A 15,842-nucleotide genomic window follows, 5' to 3' on the forward strand; every position below is an offset into this window, starting at 1 on the left:
GTTACGAAGCGATCCAAAGCCTAGCTGCGCAGATGCTCGGCCCGGTCGATGATCGCCTTGGCTTCCTCGACGTGCATCGCCTCGATCATGCGCCCATCATAGCGCTGGGCGCCGCCGGTAAAGGCGTCGACCAATGCGCGGGCCTGTTCCACCGCCGGGCCGCTGGGCGAGAAGGCATCATTGGCGATGTCGATATGGCTGGGGTGGATGATGGTCTTGCCATCGAACCCCATCTGCCGCCCCTCGTCGCACTCCGCGGCAAGACCGGCCGGATCTTCCAGATTATTGTAGACCCCGTCGAACGCGGCCACTCCTGCGGCGCGCGCTGCCAGCACGATCGACTGCAGCGAATAGGAAATCGCGCTACGCGGCGCATCAGGCGGCACAGCGAGGCCCCGGCGCAGATCGTTGGTCCCGGCGACCAGCGCCGAGACGCCCGGCTCGCGCGCGATGGACAAGGCATTGATGATCCCCGCCGGGCTCTCGATCATCGCGATGACCGGCCGTTGCGTCACGCGATTGACGTCGTGAACCTGCCGCGCCTCGATCACCTTGGGCACGATGACATAGGGCACGCCAGCACTGCGCGCCGCGACCATGTCAAGCCCATGCTCGGGCCGCCCCTCGGCATTGATGCGGATGGCGCAGGGACGCCCATCGAACCCGGCCTGCACAGCCTCCACGGCGCGCTGCCGGGCCGCGTCGCGGTCTTCGGCGATCACCGAATCCTCAAGGTCGAGAATAATGAAGTCACAGTCGAGTTGGCGCGCTTTCTCAATCGCGCGCGGGCGCGAGGCTGGTACGAACAGCAGCGTCCGCACGAGGCGCAAAGGCAAATCAATTCTCTCGACCGGACGACGCTTCTGCATGCCTTTTCAATCCTCTTATCCTGCCGATTCCGCTTTCCGGCACTGTTCTGAAGGGCCATAGTAGCGACCGCAAGCGCAGGAGGCTATCGACCATGGATCTGGTCACGTTCGCAATGTTCATCGCCATTCTGGTGATCTTCTATCTGTTTGCCAGCGTGAAGATCGTCCGACAGGGCCATCGCTACACCATTGAGCGGTTCGGCCGGTTTACCGAAGTCGCGTCTCCCGGTTTCAACATCTACCCCGCCTTCTTCTACCGGGTTGGCCGCAAGATCAATATGATGGAGCAGGTGATTGATGTCCCGTCGCAGGAAATCATCACGCGCGACAATGCCATGGTGGCCGTGGATGCCGTGGTGTTCTTCCAGGTGCTGGATGCCGCCAAGGCCGCTTATGAGGTGAGCCACCTCAATACGGCACTGCTCCAGCTCTCGACCACCAATCTGCGCACGGTGATGGGGTCGATGGATCTGGACGAGACCCTCTCCAAGCGGGATGAGATCAACGCCCGGCTGCTGAGCGTGGTCGATCACGCCACCAATGCCTGGGGCGTCAAGATCACCCGCGTCGAGATCAAGGACATCCGCCCGCCGCAGGACATCGTGAACGCGATGGCCCGGCAGATGAAGGCCGAGCGTGAGAAGCGTGCCAATATCCTCGATGCCGAAGGGTTCAAGAGCGCCGAGATCCTCCGCGCCGAGGGCGCGAAGCAGGCGCAGATCCTCGAAGCCGAGGGTCGGCGTGAGGCTGCGTTCCGCGACGCCGAGGCCCGCGAGCGCGAGGCGGAGGCCGAGGCACGAGCGACGCAAGTGGTGAGCGAGGCCATCGCGGGCGGCAATGCCCAGGCGATCAACTATTTCGTGGCGCAGAAATATGTCGAGGCGGTGGAGAAGTTCGCGACCTCCAGCAACGCCAAGACCATCCTCTTCCCGGTGGAAGCTACCCAGCTCATCGGCACGCTCGGCGGCATCGGCCAGCTCGCCAAGGAAGCGCTGGGAGATCATGGAGCAACGCCGCCTGCACGGCCCGTGTCCGGCACCGGCGTGCCTCACACGCGGACGCCGTGACGCCGATGCTCGACGGCATGCATCCTTCCATCCTCTGGGGTGTGTTTGCGGTGATCCTCGCCGGGGCGGAGATCATCGTGCCCGGCGTGTTTCTCATCTGGCTGGGCGTGGCTGCGGCCCTCACGGCCGGACTCAGTCTGGTCCTGCCGATCAATCCGGCGTTCCAACTGCTCGCCTTCGCCATCTTCACGGCCATTTCGGTAAGCGGCGGACGGCTCTGGTATCTCGCCCGCCCGGTCGCCTCGCAAGACCCGATGCTCAATGACCGGGCCGCGCGCCTTGTCGGCCGCGAGTTGCTGGTGGTCGAACCGATCAATCATGGCGTCGGCCGGGTGAAGGTGGATGACGGAAGCTGGACGGCGACCGGGCCGGATGCAGATGCCGGCAGCTATGTGCGGGTGACGGGCACCAAGGGCGCGGCGCTGATCGTCGAACCCCTGCCCACTCCCCTCGCCCCGTCCGACTTGGCCCGTGACGGCAAGGACATGCCGGAGCCGGAATGACCGCTTTCGCCTTTATCGGCGCGGCGCTGGCAGAGATCGCCGGTTGCTTTGCATTCTGGGCATGGCTGCGGCTCGACAAATCACCGCTCTGGCTGCTCCCCGGCCTCGCCTCGCTGGCGGTTTTTGCCTGGCTTCTCACGCTGGTGGAAGCCGATTATGCGGGGCGGACTTACGCCGCTTATGGGGGTGTTTATATTGCCAGCGCCCTCCTCTGGCTCTGGCTTGCGGAGGGCACCAGGCCGGATCGCTGGGATCTGTTGGGCGGCGTTGTCTGTTTATGCGGCGCCGCGATCATTCTCTTTGGGCCACGCACCGCCTAGCGATCACCCCGCGTTCACGCGTTCGGTTACATCCCGCGCCAGCAGGCCGCGATGGCGGGGCAGCGCCTGAGGCATCTCATCGCGGATGAAGGCGAGCACCTTCTCACGGATTTCGCAGCGCAGGTCGAACGCCTCGCCCGCATTGCGGGCACTGGCGAGACCGCGCACCTCGATAGCGTCCGGGCGCACCTCCGTCACCTGAAGGACCTTCACGCGCCCATCCCAGAGCGGCGAGGCAGCCACGATCGCTTCATAGCGGACCCGCAGCTGATCGATATCGGCCGTTGGGTCGAGATGGAAGAAAACCGAGCCAAGTAATTGACTTGTTGAGCGAGTCCAGTTCTGGAAACTGTCTTCGAGAAAGCGGGAGATAGGCACGACCAGCCGTCGCTCGTCCCACACCGCCACGACCACATAGGTCATGTAGATCGCCTCGATCTTGCCCCATTCGCCTTCGATGATGACAACGTCATCGATGCGGATCGGCTCGGTGAAGGCTAGCTGAATGCCGGCGATCACATTTTTGAGCAAGGGCTGCGCAGCCGCGCCGACCGCCAAGGCCGCAAGGCCGGCCGAGGCCATCAGTGTCACGCCCACCGCCCGCACCGAGGGGATGCTGAACAGCATGAGGCAAAGGGTGATGAAGATCACCAGCACCACGGCGATCCTGCCGAGAATGCCCGTCCGCGTGCGCTTTCGCCGGGCGCGGAGATTGTCGGCCACGCTGATATCCGTCCGCTGCTCGACCACATCCTGCGTGCCGCGAATGAGGGCAACGGCCAGCCAGCCGATCAATCCCGGCACGATCATGGCCGCCGCCTGGCTCCAGATCAGGTGACCGCGCTCTCCCAACGTTAGCGACGGACGGAGGAACGCCAGCGCGAAGGCGACCAGCAGCCAGCGCGACGGCCATTGCGCCCGGCGGAGCAAGGCGAGGCCCCCTTCCGAATGCGCATGGGTCAGCAAACGGCGCAGCACCCTCACGCTGATCCAGTGCAGAACCAGAGCCGCCAGAACGGCGAGAACGCCCAGCATCAGCGATTCCAATAATGGCGGCAGGGTCCAATGGTCGGGAAACATGTCCCTTTTACTGCTCAGGCGCGATCCGGTTCCCGCGGCAGATAGGGAAGCAACGCCGCCAATGCTGGCGTATTCAGGTCCGGCGGCGTGTAGGACAGCCGCGCTTCGGCCGAGAAGAGACGCTCGCGCGACCAGAAATTGAGCGGCCAGTCCCGCGCGCTTTGTGCTGAGGTCAGCAGGCCATTGACCTCATTGAGCAGGTCACCGCCGATATGCTCGGCCCGATAAAGCCGCACTCCCCCGAGAAACGCGCGCGTGATCGTTTCATGATAGCCGTGGCGATCATCGTTCGGCACGCCCACGCTGGCATTGTAGCGACGGATGATCGGCGCGATCTCATGATCCAGATCGATGTCCGGCCGCTCCACCATCAGCCAGAAGCAGGCAGCAAGGTGGGCCTCATGCGTCCAGCGCTCGCGCGGCAAGGTGCAATCCAGCAGCCCCGCTCCAATTGCGTGGATGGGGGCGGCATCGCTGAACAAGCGATGATTGTTATCTGTCGTCACGACGGCGCCCTAAGCTTGCGCGGCATCATTTGCGACCGACAGGCCATTCCATATGCTCATGCGTACCCCCCGCAGATATGAGAACGGCGGCCACCCTAGCATGGGCAGCCGCCGCTCATAAGCCTCGAAAGGCGTCAATCGGCGCGCGTCAGGCCGCGACGGGAGCCTTCAGCACGTCGCGGACGGACGCGTCCACGTCGGCCTCGAACTGCGCGAAGTTGGCGACGAACTTGCCGACCAGTTCGGCGGCTGTCTCGTCATAGCGCGCCTTGTCGCTCCACGCGGCGCGCGGGTCGAGCATATTGGGGTCGATATCTCCCACGGCCACCGGCACCTCGAACCCGAAATTGGGATCGATGCGGAATTCGGCGTTATTCAGGCTGCCGTCGAGCGCTGCGTTGAGCAGCGCGCGCGTCACCTTGATCGGCATACGGCTGATGCCCGGATCGGTTGCCTTGCCGCCGGTCCAGCCGGTGTTGACCAGCCAGCACTTCACGCCGCCCTTGGCGATCCGCTCCTTGAGCAGATTGCCGTAGACGCTCGGGCGACGCGGCATGAATGGCGCGCCGAAGCAGGTCGAGAAGGTCGCCTGCGGCTCGGTCACGCCGATTTCCGTACCCGCGACGCGCGCGGTATAGCCCGAGAGGAAGTGATACATCGCCTGATCGGGCGTGAGACGCGCGATCGGCGGCAGCACGCCATAGGCATCGGCGGTGAGGAAGATGATGTTCTTCGGCACCGGGCCGAGATTGTCGGCCGAGGCATTGGGGATGAAGTCGATCGGGTAGGAACCGCGGCTGTTCTCCGCCAGCGTCGCATCGTCCAGATCGATCTCGCGCGTGTCAGGATCGATCACGACATTTTCCAGCACCGTGCCGAAGCGCTTGGTGGTGGCAAAGATTTCCGGCTCGGCCTCGGCCGACAGGCGGATCATCTTGGCATAGCAGCCACCCTCGAAGTTGAAGACGGCAGTATCCGACCAGCCATGCTCGTCATCACCGATCAGCGTGCGGCTGGCATCGGCGCTGAGCGTCGTCTTGCCGGTGCCGGAGAGGCCGAAGAACACCGCCGTATCGCCATTCGGGCCGATATTGGCCGAACAGTGCATCGGCATGATGCCCTTGGCCGGCAGCAGATAGTTGAGGATGGAGAAGACCGACTTCTTCATCTCGCCGGCATAGGCCGTGCCGCCGATCAGGATCAGCTTCTCGGTGAAGTTGACCGCGATAATCGTCTCGCTGCGGCAGCCATATTTGGCGGGGTCCGCGCGGAAGGTCGGCAGATCGATGATCGTATATTCGGGCTTGAAGCCGGCCAGCTCATCGCGCTCGGGGCGCACAAGCAGCGTGCGGATGAACAGGTTGTGCCAGGCAAACTCGTTGATCACGCGCACGTTGACGCGGTGCTCGGGCTGCGAACCACCGAAAAGGTCGGCGACGTAAAGCTGCTTCTTCTCGCCCAGTGCCGCGAAGAAATCTGCCTTGAGCGTAGCGAACTGCGCCGGCGTCATCGGCACGTTCACGTCGCCCCAGGCGACCGTGTCCTCGGTCGTACCATCGCGCACAATGAACTTGTCTTTCGCGCTGCGGCCAGTGTGCTTGCCGGTCTCGACAACCAGCGGCCCATCCTTGGCCAGCACGCCCTCGCCGTTGCGAACCGCTTCTTCCACCAACGGCGCGGTCAGAAGATTCCATTTGACGTCAGCCGACGTCGATATGCCTTGGTCGCCAAGACCAAAGGAAGAGATAACCTGCACACCTGTCTCCTAAGCAAAAACGCAGGGCGGGCTCCTACGGCCGTCCTCCGCGAGAAAACTTCAAATTCAGCCCCGTCCCCGGCGCATAAGGGTTTGATGGCCCAGCGTCAAACGCCACCCGTTGTGCAGTGCCGCGCATCTGCCGCTTTCGTCCGGTGGCGGGACAAATCAGCGGATTCCCTATCGTCCGCCCGGCCCAGGTTGCACCCGGTCCCGCGTTCGTCTAGGCCGAATGACCAGCAATAGTCAGAGGATCGGCGCAAAGCTCGATGAGCGCTACCATCGCCCTGGTCGACGACGATCGGAACATCCTGTCCTCGCTCAGCATCGCCCTGATCGCGGAAGGGTTCATGACGCGCCTCTATCCGGACGGTCAGGCTGCGCTCAAGGCGCTGATCGAGAACCCGCCGGATATCGTAGTGTGCGACATCAAGATGCCCAATCTGGACGGCATCGAGCTGCTCCGCCGGCTGCGGGAGAAGAGCGATCTGCCCTTCATCTTCCTGACCTCCAAGACCGACGAGCTGGACGAGGCGCTCGGCTTTGCGATGGGCGCGGACGATTATATCGCCAAGCCCTTCTCGCAGCGGCTGCTGATTGCGCGGGTGCGGGCGCTGCTCCGCCGCACGGCACTCAGCCAGCCGCGCGATGACAATGGCGGCGAAGGCGAGACCGAAACCATCGCACGCGGGCGGCTGAGCATGGACCCCGCCCGCCACCGGGTGCAATGGGAGGGCCGGGACGTCGCGCTGACCGTCACCGAGTTCCTGATTCTCGAAGCGCTCGCCCAGCGGCCCGGCATCGTGAAGACCCGCAATCAACTGATGGATGCCGCCTATCAGGACGACATCTATGTGGACGACCGCACCATCGACAGCCACATCAAGCGCCTGCGCCGGAAATTCCGCGAAGTTGCCCCCGAGTTCAACGCAATCGATACGCTCTATGGCGCCGGATATCGCTTCAACGAGGAATGAGGAACGCCTGGCGAGCGGCGAATGGACCACGCGCATCTCGCTCACCCGGCGGATCCTCGCGGTCAACATCTTCGCGCTTGCCATTCTGGCTGGCGGCTTCTTCTATCTCGACAGCTATCGGGCGCGGCTGATCGATGGCCGGCTGGTGTCGATCAGCAGGGAAACCGCCCTGATCGCCGCTGCGATGGAGACAGCCCCGGCCAGCGATCGCGCCCGGTTGCTGCTGCGCACAGCGCAGACCACGGGTTTGCGGCTGCGCATCTATGATGCGGACGGGACCAAATTGGCCGATAGCTTTCGCCTCGTCCCACCCAGCTACACGCTGCGTGATCCGATGCGCGATCCAATCCACATCCAGCTGGCGCGCGTGCTGGACCGCATTGTCGAGACCATCGCCTTGGCCGACCGCCCTGCCTATGTGAAGGAGCCGGCACAGGATCGCCGCGACGCCTGGCCGGAAGCCCGCGAAGCCGCCCGCACTCGCGCGCCCGCTTCGGCCTATCGGTTCGCACCGGACCGCACCCCTTTCCTCAGCGTCGCCCGCCCGCTCGATGAAGCCGGGCGCGGCGACGTGCTGCTCGCCACAGCCAACACGCGGGACATCACGGATATCGTCCGGGCGGAGCGCCTGCGCATTGCGCTCGTCTTTGCGGCGGCAATTCTCGTGTCCGTGCTGCTCTCGCTCTTTCTTGCCCGGACCATCGTGCTCCCGCTGCGACGACTGGCGCGGGCTGCGGTGCGCGTGCGCCTGGGGCGCGCGCGGGAAGTCATCGTGCCGCGCCTGCCGGATCGGCGCGACGAAATCGGGATGCTGGCCCGCGCCGTCTCCGACATGAGCCAGGCATTGCGCCAGCGCATCGATGCGACCGATGCCTTCGCGGCAGATGTGAGCCATGAGCTCAAGAACCCCATCGCGTCGCTGCGTTCGGCGCTCGAGGGGCTGGCCCAGATCAAGGACCCGGCCCTGCAGGCCAAGTTGCTCGCCATCGCACAGGACGATGTGCGCCGGCTCGACCGGCTGGTCAGCGACATTGCCGAGGCAACCCGCATCGACGCCCAGCTCTCGCGCACGCCGTTCGAGACCATCGATCTGGGGCGCATGATCGGAAGGATGGTGCGCAACCATGCGCCGCGGGAGGATGGTCCCGCCGTTCGGCTGAGCTATGCAGGGCCGGGCCGTGGCGCCGTGTTCGTCTCCGGTGACCCGCAGAAGCTGGTCCGCGTGGTGGATAATCTCATCGACAATGCCCGCTCCTTCTCACCCGATGGCGGGCGGATTCGCCTGACGCTGTCAGCCGAAGACGGCAAGGCTATCGCGGCGGTGGAAGACGAAGGTCCGGGCGTGCCGGAGAGCGAGCGGGAAGCGATCTTCCGCCGGTTCCACAGCGTGCGCCCGGAGCGGGACGGCTTTGGCAATCACAGCGGCCTGGGCCTCGCCATCGCCCGCACAATTCTGGAGGGCCACCACGGCTCCATCCATGTCGAGGCGCGCCTCGATGGCAAGGCCGGTGCGCGATTTGTCGTGACCCTGCCGCTGGCCGAGCAGGATGTGGCCCCGCCGAACAGCGCGAAGGCGCGCAGCGGCGCATGAGCGACGATCCCGCCCATTGCCAAACCATCCACGCTACCAGCGTCGCCATCGGGGGCAAGGGCGTGCTGCTGATCGGCGGCAGCGGGTCCGGCAAGTCGGACCTTGCCCTGCGCCTGATCGATCGCGGCGCGATGCTGATCAGCGACGATTACACCCGCGCCTCAAAGCGGGACGGCAGGCTGATCCTTGACGCGCCGGAAACCATTGCGGGCAAGCTGGAAATTCGCCACCTTGGCATTGTCGAAACGCCCCATGTCGGTGGCGTGATTGCGTGTCTTGCGATCAGACTGGATGAAGCGCCCGTGCGCATGCCTGACATCGGGTCCACATTCTCCCTTCTGGGTGTCGAACTACCGCTGGTCGTGCTGGCCGGTCTGGAGCCTTCCGCCCCGATCAAGGCCGAATGGGCATTGCTTAGTCTCGATGGGCAGGCGAAGGGGTAGGCATGGACCAGCCCCCTGCCCTGTCACCTGTCTCCCATGCTCCCGGCGCCAAGCGCATCCTGGTGGTCACCGGCCTTTCGGGTGCCGGCAAATCGACCAGCTTGCGCACGCTCGAAGATGCCGGCTGGGAGACGGTCGACAATCTGCCGCTGGTGCTGCTCGATCGGCTGCTCGCTGCGCCGCTGCCGGCCGGTCATGAGCAACAGGCGGGCCGCCCCGTCGCCATCGGCATCGACAGCCGCACGCGCGGCTTTGCGGCGGATACGATCCTCTCTGCAATTGCCGCCCTGCGCGAGCGCACTGGCTATGAGGTCGAGATGCTGTTCCTCGATTGTTCGGGCACGGTGCTTGAGCAGCGTTATGCCGAGACGCGGCGGCGCCACCCTCTCGCCCTTGATCGCCCGGCGGCGGACGGGATTGCCCGGGAGCGCGAGCTGCTGGAACCGCTGCGCCGCGCGGCCGAGCATGTCGTCGATAGCTCGGACCTCACCAGCAACGGCCTGCAGCAAGCGATCCGCCAGCGCTTCGCCGGCAGTTTCGAATCAACCCTGACCTTGCTGTCCTTCGGCTTTGCGCGCGGCGTTCCGCGCAATGCCGACCTGATGTTCGACATGCGGTTCCTGCGCAATCCCTATTGGGACGAGACGCTGCGCCCGCTCACCGGCCTCGATCCCGATGTCCGCGATTATGTGATGGCCGACACGCTGTTCGAGGCGGCCGTGGGCCAGATCGAGAAGCTTCTGGTCACTATCCTCCCGCGCTACAGCGAGGAGGGGAAAGCCTATGTCACCATCGCCTTTGGCTGCACCGGCGGTCGCCACCGCTCGGTATGCGTGACGGAAGAGATCGCAGAACGCTTGCGCCGGGCGGGCTTTTCGCCCACCATTGCGCACCGCAATCTGGATTCAGTCCAGTTGGACGCCTATGAGAACCGGCGCCAGGGCAAAAAAGAAATCGTACCAACGGAAATCGAAGGGCGGGGCGCACACTCACCATGATTGGACTCGTGCTCGTAACCCATGGCGGGCTCGCGACGGAATTTCGCGTCGCCATGGAACATGTCGTAGGGCCACAACAGGCCATAGAAACCGTCTGCATCGGCCCCGATGACGATATGGAGGTGCGGCGCGCCGACATCGCCGCCGCCGTGCAGCGCGTCGATGATGGCTCGGGCGTGATCCTGCTGACCGACCTGTTCGGCGGCACCCCCTCCAACCTCGCCATTTCCCTGCTCGACGCCGGGCGCGTGGAAGTCATCGCCGGCGTCAATCTCCCCATGCTGATCCGTCTCGAAAGCGCCCGCCGCAATATGAGCGTCACGCAAGCGGTCGCCGCCGCACGGGAAGCGGGCCGCAAATATATCAGCGTCGCCTCGGAGCTGCTCGGAGACGCCACTTGAGCGGCGAGACTGCCAGCGCGACCGTGCGCATCGCCAACCGGCGTGGCCTGCACGCACGGGCCAGCGCCAAGTTCGTCACCCTCGCGAGCAGCCTGCCGGCGACCATCATGGTGCGCAAGGATGGGCAGGAAGTGGTCGGCACCTCGATCATGGGCCTGATGATGCTGGGCGCCGCCATGGGCGATGATATCACCGTCTCGGTGAGCGGTGACGATGCCCCAGCGGCGCTGGCTGCCGTCATCGAGCTGGTCGAAAATCGCTTCGGCGAAGACTGATCCTGTGCGGCCCTGCTGACCATGCCCCGCGAAATCACCGGCTTCTCCAACCCGCTCGTCAAGCGCGTGCGCGGCTTGCGGGAAAAGAAGCTGCGCAAGCGCGAAGGCCTGTTTCTGGCCGAGGGCCTGCGCATCCTCACCGAAGCGCGCGAGCGCGGCATCCTGCCCGAGATGCTCTTCATGGCGAGCGATGCCCGCCCGCATCCGCTGGCCGACGAGCTGATCGCGGCGGTTGAGGCGCAAGGCGGCGATGTCATCCTCACCAGCGCGGATATTCTCGGCAAGATCTCTGGCAAGGACAATGCGCAGACGCTCGTCGGCGTCTATCCTGACCGGCTGACACCCCTCTCCGCGCTCGATCGCAGCGCGGCGCCAATCTGGTTCGTCGCGCAGGCCATGCGCGATCCCGGCAATCTGGGCACGCTGCTGCGCATCGGCGATGCGGTCGGCGCGGGCGGCGTGATCCTTGTGGATGACTGTGTCGATCCCTTCTCCGTCGAGACGGTGCGAGCCTCGATGGGCGCCCTCTTCACCCAATCCATCGCACAGGCAAGTTGGGCTGACTTCCTCACTTGGCTCCGCACGGGGCCGGGCCAGCTTGTCGGCACCAGCCTCAACACCGAGCATGATTATCAGGCGCCGCACTACGAGGCCCCGACCTTTCTGGTGATCGGCAATGAGGCGCGAGGCCTGCCCGCCGATTATGAGGCCGCCTGCGACCTGCTGGTCAAAATCCCGATGATGGGCCGTGCGGACAGCCTCAATGCTTCCGTCGCCGGGGCCGTGATGGCCTATGAAGTGCTGAACCAACAGCGCCGGCGCTGATCCCTCTCCTGTCACCCCCCATTCGCGCCATCTAGCGCTGCTGCCCGGAATTGAGCTAGGGCATCGCCGTCATATGTGAGGGGGGGCCGACTTTGAACGACGCAGCAACCGCCGGAACGCCGGCGCCCAGCGGCCTGTCCGCCATGGTGAAGCACCGCCGCGTGCTCGTCGCGAGTCTGGCCGGCACCACGGTCGAGTTCTACGATTTCTATATCTATGCGACGGCGGCGAGCCTCGTCTTCGGCCCGCTCTTCTTCCCCGCCACATCGCCGACAGCGCAGCTGATGGCGGCTTATGCCAGCTTCGCCCTCGCTTTTCTCGCGCGCCCGCTCGGCGCTGCCGTGTTTGGCCATTATGGCGACCGGATCGGCCGCAAATCGACGCTCGTCGCCTCGTTGATGCTGATGGGCGGCTCGACCTTCCTCATCGCCTTCCTGCCTACTTATGCCATGATCGGCTGGGTCGCGCCGCTGCTGCTCTGCATCCTGCGCTTTGGCCAAGGCTTCGGCCTTGGCGGCGAGTGGGGCGGTGCTGCGTTACTGGCGGTGGAGAATGCCCCGCCGGGCTGGCGCGCGCGCTTCGGCATGATGCCGCAGCTTGGCGCACCGCTGGGCTTTGTCGCCGCGAATGGCCTGTTCCTGCTACTTGGCCTTTGGCTGAGCGATGCGCAATTCATGGCGTGGGGCTGGCGCCTTCCCTTCCTCGCTAGCGCGCTGCTGGTCATCATCGGCCTGTGGGTGCGCTTGAAGATGGGTGAGACGCCCGAGTTCAAAGCGGCCCTGGAGGCCGAGCCACCGGCAGCCGTTCCGTTGGCGGAACTGCTCACCCGCCATGTGCGCGCGACCGTGGCCGGCACGCTCGCCGTCGTCTGCTGCTTCGCGCTGTTCTACATCTCCACGGCCTTCGCGCTGGGCTATGCCACGGTGAACATCGGCATGGCGCGCAGCGAGGTGCTGACCATACAGCTTGCGGCCATCCTGATGCTCGCGCTGGGGATCATCGTGGCCGGCTGGTGGTCAGACATGCGCTCGGCGAGCCGTGTGCTGATCGCCGGGTGCGCGGCGACGGTGCCGCTCGGCATCGTCTTCGGCGCCGGGTTCGACGCCGCCAATCCGCTGGCGCTCTTCCTCATCCTCGCCATGTCGCTGCTGCTGATGGGCTTTACCTACGGCCCGCTCGGCGAATGGTTGACCGCTCTCTTCCCGCCGCGCGTGCGCTATTCCGGCTCGTCCTTCGCCTTCAACGTGGGCGGAATCATCGGCGGGGCCATGGCACCCATTGCCGCGCAATATCTGGTGAGCACGCATGGCGTGGGCGCCGTTGGCCTCTACCTCTCTGGCGCGGCGGTGATCAGCCTCATCGGGCTGGTGTGGCTGGCGCCCAAGGACTCGCAGCCCGACTGACGGCCGCCGGGCGGACGTGACCGGGCTTTCGCCCGGCCATCAGATCCTCGTCAGGGTCGTTGTCAGGCGAGCGCGCCGTGACAATGCTTGTACTTCTCGCCGGAACCACAGGGGCACGGCGCGTTGCGGCTGATTTCCTCACCCGCATAGGGATTGCCCTCACCCACCGCCGCAGCCGTCGCGGCGCGCGGAATGGTCGTGGTGATGAACCCGCGCGTGCCGGCATCGATGTCCGCGCTGTTATCCTCGCCCGTGAACGGGTCGATATGGCTGGTGAGGAAGTCCGGCAGCTCAGGCAGCGGCGGCGGTGCCGGGTCCTGCATCTGGAACTGCACATGACTCACCGTGCGGCTGACATCCTCGCGGATGTTCTCGAGCATCCGCTCGAAGAGCGCGAACGCCTCCTGCTTATACTCGTTGATCGGCGTCTTCTGCGCATAAGCGCGCAGGTGGACGACCTGACGGAGGGCATCGAGCGTCGCCAGATGCTCTTTCCAGTGATGGTCGAGATTCTGCAGCAGGATGCTCTTCTCGATCTGCGCCCAGGTCTCGGGCTTGAGATCATTGACCTTCTCCGCCAGCGCGGCATCGGACAGCGCGGTGAGGCGCTCGACGAACAGCTCCGGATCGACCACGTCCTCGGTCAGCCAGCCATCGATGTCCGGAGTCAGACTCATCACCGCCTCAAGGCGCTCCTTGAGCTGCGGAATGTTCCACTGCTCGGGGTAGGTGCCCGGAGGACAGGCGGCGCCGACGATGTCGTTGATCGTCTCATGGCGCATCTCGGTGACGACGTCGCCGACCGTCTCGGCATCCATGATCTCGCTGCGCTGCTCGTAGATCACCTTGCGCTGGTCGTTCATCACGTCGTCATACTCGACGACCTGCTTGCGGATCTCGTAGTTGCGCTGTTCGACCTTTTTCTGCGCGGTCTCGATCGCCTTGCTCATCCACTTGGAGGGCGGAAGCGCCTCGCCATCCTCAAGGCTGGAGCGCATCATGCGCGCGAACAGCGTGTCCGGGCCGAAGATGCGCAGCAGATCGTCATCGAGGCTGAGGTAGAAGCGGGACAGACCCGGATCGCCCTGACGACCCGAGCGGCCACGCAGCTGGTTGTCGATACGGCGGCTCTCATGCCGCTCCGTGCCGAGCACGAACAGGCCGCCGGCGGCGAGCACCTGCTGGCGCTCTGCCTCGATTTCCGCTTCGATCCGCGCAATTGCGGCATCGCGCTCCGGGCCTTCCGGCATGTCCTTGAGCTCGTCCTCAACCCGGAATTCCAGGTTGCCGCCGAGCTTGATGTCGGTGCCGCGCCCGGCCATGTTCGTCGCGATGGTAACCGCGCCGAGCCGCCCGGCCTGAGCCACGATGCCGGCTTCCTGCTCGTGGAAGCGCGCGTTCAACACCGAGTGCTTGACGCCCTCTTCCTTGAGGAAGCTGGAGAGCAGTTCGGACTTTTCGATGGAGACGGTACCCACCAGCACTGGCTGACCCTTGGCGGCATGTTCGCCAATCGTCCGGGCGATGCCTTTGAACTTGTCCTCAAGGCTCTTGTAGAACAGGTCCTGATCGTCCTGACGCTGCACCGGCAGGTTGGTCGGGATGGTCACCACGTTCATCTTGTAGATGTCGTAGAATTCCGCCGCCTCGGTCGCCGCCGTACCGGTCATGCCCGAGAGCTTGGGATACATGCGGAAATAATTCTGGAAGGTGATCGAAGCCAGCGTCTGGTTCTCCGGCTCGATATTCACGCCTTCCTTGGCTTCCACGGCCTGGTGCAGACCGTCGGACCAGCGGCGCCCGTCCATCATTCGGCCGGTGAACTCATCGATGATGACGACCTTGCCGTCCTTCACGATATAATCGATGTCGCGCCGGAACATGAAGTTGGCGCGCAGAGCCTGGTTCACATGGTGGACGACCTGTGTGTTCTCGAAATCGTAGAGATTGGCGCCCTGAAGCAGCCCTGCGTCCTCCAGCATCCGCTCCACCTTCTCGGTGCCGTCCTCGGTCAGCACGATGGAGCGCTGCTTCTCGTCCTTTTCGTAATCCTCATCCGCGAGGTTCTTCACCAGCGCGTTGACGGACATGTACATCTCGGACTTGTCGTCCGTCGGGCCGGAAATGATCAGCGGCGTGCGCGCCTCGTCGATCAGGATTGAGTCCACCTCGTCGACGATCGCGTAATTGAACGGGCGCTGGACCATCTGGTCACGCTCATACTTCATGTTGTCGCGCAGATAATCGAAGCCGAGCTCGTTGTTCGTGGCGTAGGTGATGTCCGCGTCATAAGCCGCGCGACGCTCCGGCTCGGAGAGGTTGGGCACGATCACGCCCGTGGTCAGCCCAAGGAAGTTATAGAGCTGGCTCATCCACTCGCAGTCGCGCCGGGCGAGATAGTCGTTGACGGTGACGACGTGGACGCCCTTGCCGGGCAGCGCGTTGAGATAGGTCGCGAGCGTAGCGACCAGCGTCTTGCCTTCACCGGTGCGCATCTCGGCGATCTCGCCGCGGTGGAGCACGATGCCCCCGACCATCTGAACGTCATAATGGCGCTGGCCCAGCGCGCGCTTCGCGCCCTCACGCACCGTCGCGAACGCCTCGGGTAGGATCTGGTCGAGCGTCGCGCCGTCAGCGAGCTGGCTGCGGAACTTGGCCGTCTGCGCCTTCAGCTCATCATCGCTCATGGCGACCATCGTCGGCTCGAATGCGGCAATCTGATTGACCGTCTTGCTGAGAGACTTGACGTAACGCTCATTTGAAGAGCCGAAGAAGAATTTGGCAACGCCGCCGAGCATATCGGAAATTCCTGTCTGAAAACGGAAAGG

16 protein-coding genes are annotated in these 15,842 nt (G+C 64.6%); 11 read left to right on the forward strand and 5 right to left on the reverse strand.

The genetic code is table 11. From position 1 onward, the window contains the following. Positions 1-20: 20 nt before the first annotated feature. Positions 21-869, reverse strand: coding sequence for an HpcH/HpaI aldolase/citrate lyase family protein (locus tag M2341_RS10425; protein ID WP_413714717.1), 849 nt, complete (start codon positions 867-869; stop codon positions 21-23). A 92-nt stretch (positions 870-961) separates the two neighbouring features. Here M2341_RS10425 and M2341_RS10430 point away from each other — a divergent pair, with 92 nt between their 5' ends. The 3 genes from M2341_RS10430 to M2341_RS10440 are packed head-to-tail and all read left to right on the forward strand — an operon-like array spanning position 962 to position 2,759. Continuing rightward, complete coding sequence (locus M2341_RS10430) at positions 962-1,936, forward strand: SPFH domain-containing protein (protein WP_181559860.1); 975 nt, start codon at positions 962-964, stop codon at positions 1,934-1,936. A gap of 17 nt (positions 1,937-1,953) precedes the next feature. Continuing rightward, positions 1,954-2,439, forward strand: coding sequence for an NfeD family protein (locus M2341_RS10435; protein ID WP_264585195.1), 486 nt, complete (start codon positions 1,954-1,956; stop codon positions 2,437-2,439). Continuing rightward, on the forward strand, positions 2,436-2,759 hold the full coding sequence (locus M2341_RS10440; RefSeq protein ID WP_181559861.1) for a YnfA family protein: 324 nt from the start codon (positions 2,436-2,438) through the stop codon (positions 2,757-2,759). The genes M2341_RS10435 and M2341_RS10440 overlap by 4 nt, the downstream gene beginning before the upstream one ends. A 3-nt stretch (positions 2,760-2,762) precedes the next feature. Here the strand turns inward: M2341_RS10440 and M2341_RS10445 are convergent, their stop codons facing one another. The 3 genes from M2341_RS10445 to M2341_RS10455 all read right to left on the reverse strand — a co-directional run bounded on the left by M2341_RS10445 (position 2,763) and on the right by M2341_RS10455 (position 6,101). Beyond that, positions 2,763-3,839, reverse strand: a complete 1,077-nt coding sequence (locus M2341_RS10445; protein ID WP_264585196.1) for a mechanosensitive ion channel family protein — start codon at positions 3,837-3,839, stop codon at positions 2,763-2,765. Between the two features lie 14 nt (positions 3,840-3,853). Beyond that, positions 3,854-4,345, reverse strand: a complete 492-nt coding sequence (locus M2341_RS10450; RefSeq protein WP_264585197.1) for a hypothetical protein — start codon at positions 4,343-4,345, stop codon at positions 3,854-3,856. A gap of 148 nt (positions 4,346-4,493) precedes the next feature. Beyond that, entirely contained in the window at positions 4,494-6,101 is a 1,608-nt protein-coding gene (locus M2341_RS10455; RefSeq protein WP_181559864.1) for a phosphoenolpyruvate carboxykinase, read from the reverse strand. A gap of 269 nt (positions 6,102-6,370) precedes the next feature. Between M2341_RS10455 and M2341_RS10460 the strand changes: the two genes are divergently transcribed. From M2341_RS10460 to M2341_RS10495, 8 genes are all read left to right on the forward strand, one after another. After that, positions 6,371-7,078: a response regulator transcription factor gene (locus M2341_RS10460; protein ID WP_264585198.1), complete on the forward strand. Its 708-nt coding sequence runs from the start codon at positions 6,371-6,373 to the stop codon at positions 7,076-7,078. After that, positions 7,047-8,669, forward strand: a complete 1,623-nt coding sequence (locus M2341_RS10465) for a sensor histidine kinase (RefSeq protein WP_264585199.1) — start codon at positions 7,047-7,049, stop codon at positions 8,667-8,669. The genes M2341_RS10460 and M2341_RS10465 overlap by 32 nt, the downstream gene beginning before the upstream one ends. After that, complete coding sequence (locus M2341_RS10470) at positions 8,666-9,112, forward strand: HPr kinase/phosphorylase (protein ID WP_264585200.1); 447 nt, start codon at positions 8,666-8,668, stop codon at positions 9,110-9,112. The genes M2341_RS10465 and M2341_RS10470 overlap by 4 nt, the downstream gene beginning before the upstream one ends. 2 nt (positions 9,113-9,114) lie before the next feature. Next, complete coding sequence (rapZ, locus tag M2341_RS10475) at positions 9,115-10,110, forward strand: RNase adapter RapZ (RefSeq protein ID WP_264585201.1); 996 nt, start codon at positions 9,115-9,117, stop codon at positions 10,108-10,110. Continuing rightward, positions 10,107-10,511: a PTS sugar transporter subunit IIA gene (locus M2341_RS10480; protein WP_181559869.1), complete on the forward strand. Its 405-nt coding sequence runs from the start codon at positions 10,107-10,109 to the stop codon at positions 10,509-10,511. The genes rapZ and M2341_RS10480 overlap by 4 nt, the downstream gene beginning before the upstream one ends. Beyond that, positions 10,508-10,786 carry an HPr family phosphocarrier protein gene (locus tag M2341_RS10485; protein ID WP_181559870.1) on the forward strand — a complete coding sequence of 93 codons (279 nt, stop codon included), beginning with the start codon at positions 10,508-10,510 and terminating at the stop codon, positions 10,784-10,786. Before M2341_RS10480 ends, M2341_RS10485 begins: the two co-directional genes overlap by 4 nt. 21 nt (positions 10,787-10,807) lie before the next feature. Further along, complete coding sequence (locus tag M2341_RS10490) at positions 10,808-11,611, forward strand: TrmH family RNA methyltransferase (RefSeq protein ID WP_264585202.1); 804 nt, start codon at positions 10,808-10,810, stop codon at positions 11,609-11,611. Positions 11,612-11,754: 143 nt separating this feature from the next. After that, the gene (locus tag M2341_RS10495; protein ID WP_264586026.1) at positions 11,755-13,014 is read left to right on the forward strand and encodes an MFS transporter; all 1,260 of its coding nucleotides are present in this window, start codon (positions 11,755-11,757) and stop codon (positions 13,012-13,014) included. 62 nt (positions 13,015-13,076) lie between these two features. On the opposite strand, the gene secA is transcribed toward M2341_RS10495, so the two are convergent. Then, positions 13,077-15,812: a preprotein translocase subunit SecA gene (gene secA / locus M2341_RS10500; protein ID WP_181559872.1), complete on the reverse strand. Its 2,736-nt coding sequence runs from the start codon at positions 15,810-15,812 to the stop codon at positions 13,077-13,079. Between the last annotated feature and the right edge of the window lie 30 nt (positions 15,813-15,842).

The organism is Sphingobium sp. B7D2B (assembly GCF_025961895.1).
Lineage (GTDB): Bacteria > Pseudomonadota > Alphaproteobacteria > Sphingomonadales > Sphingomonadaceae > Sphingobium.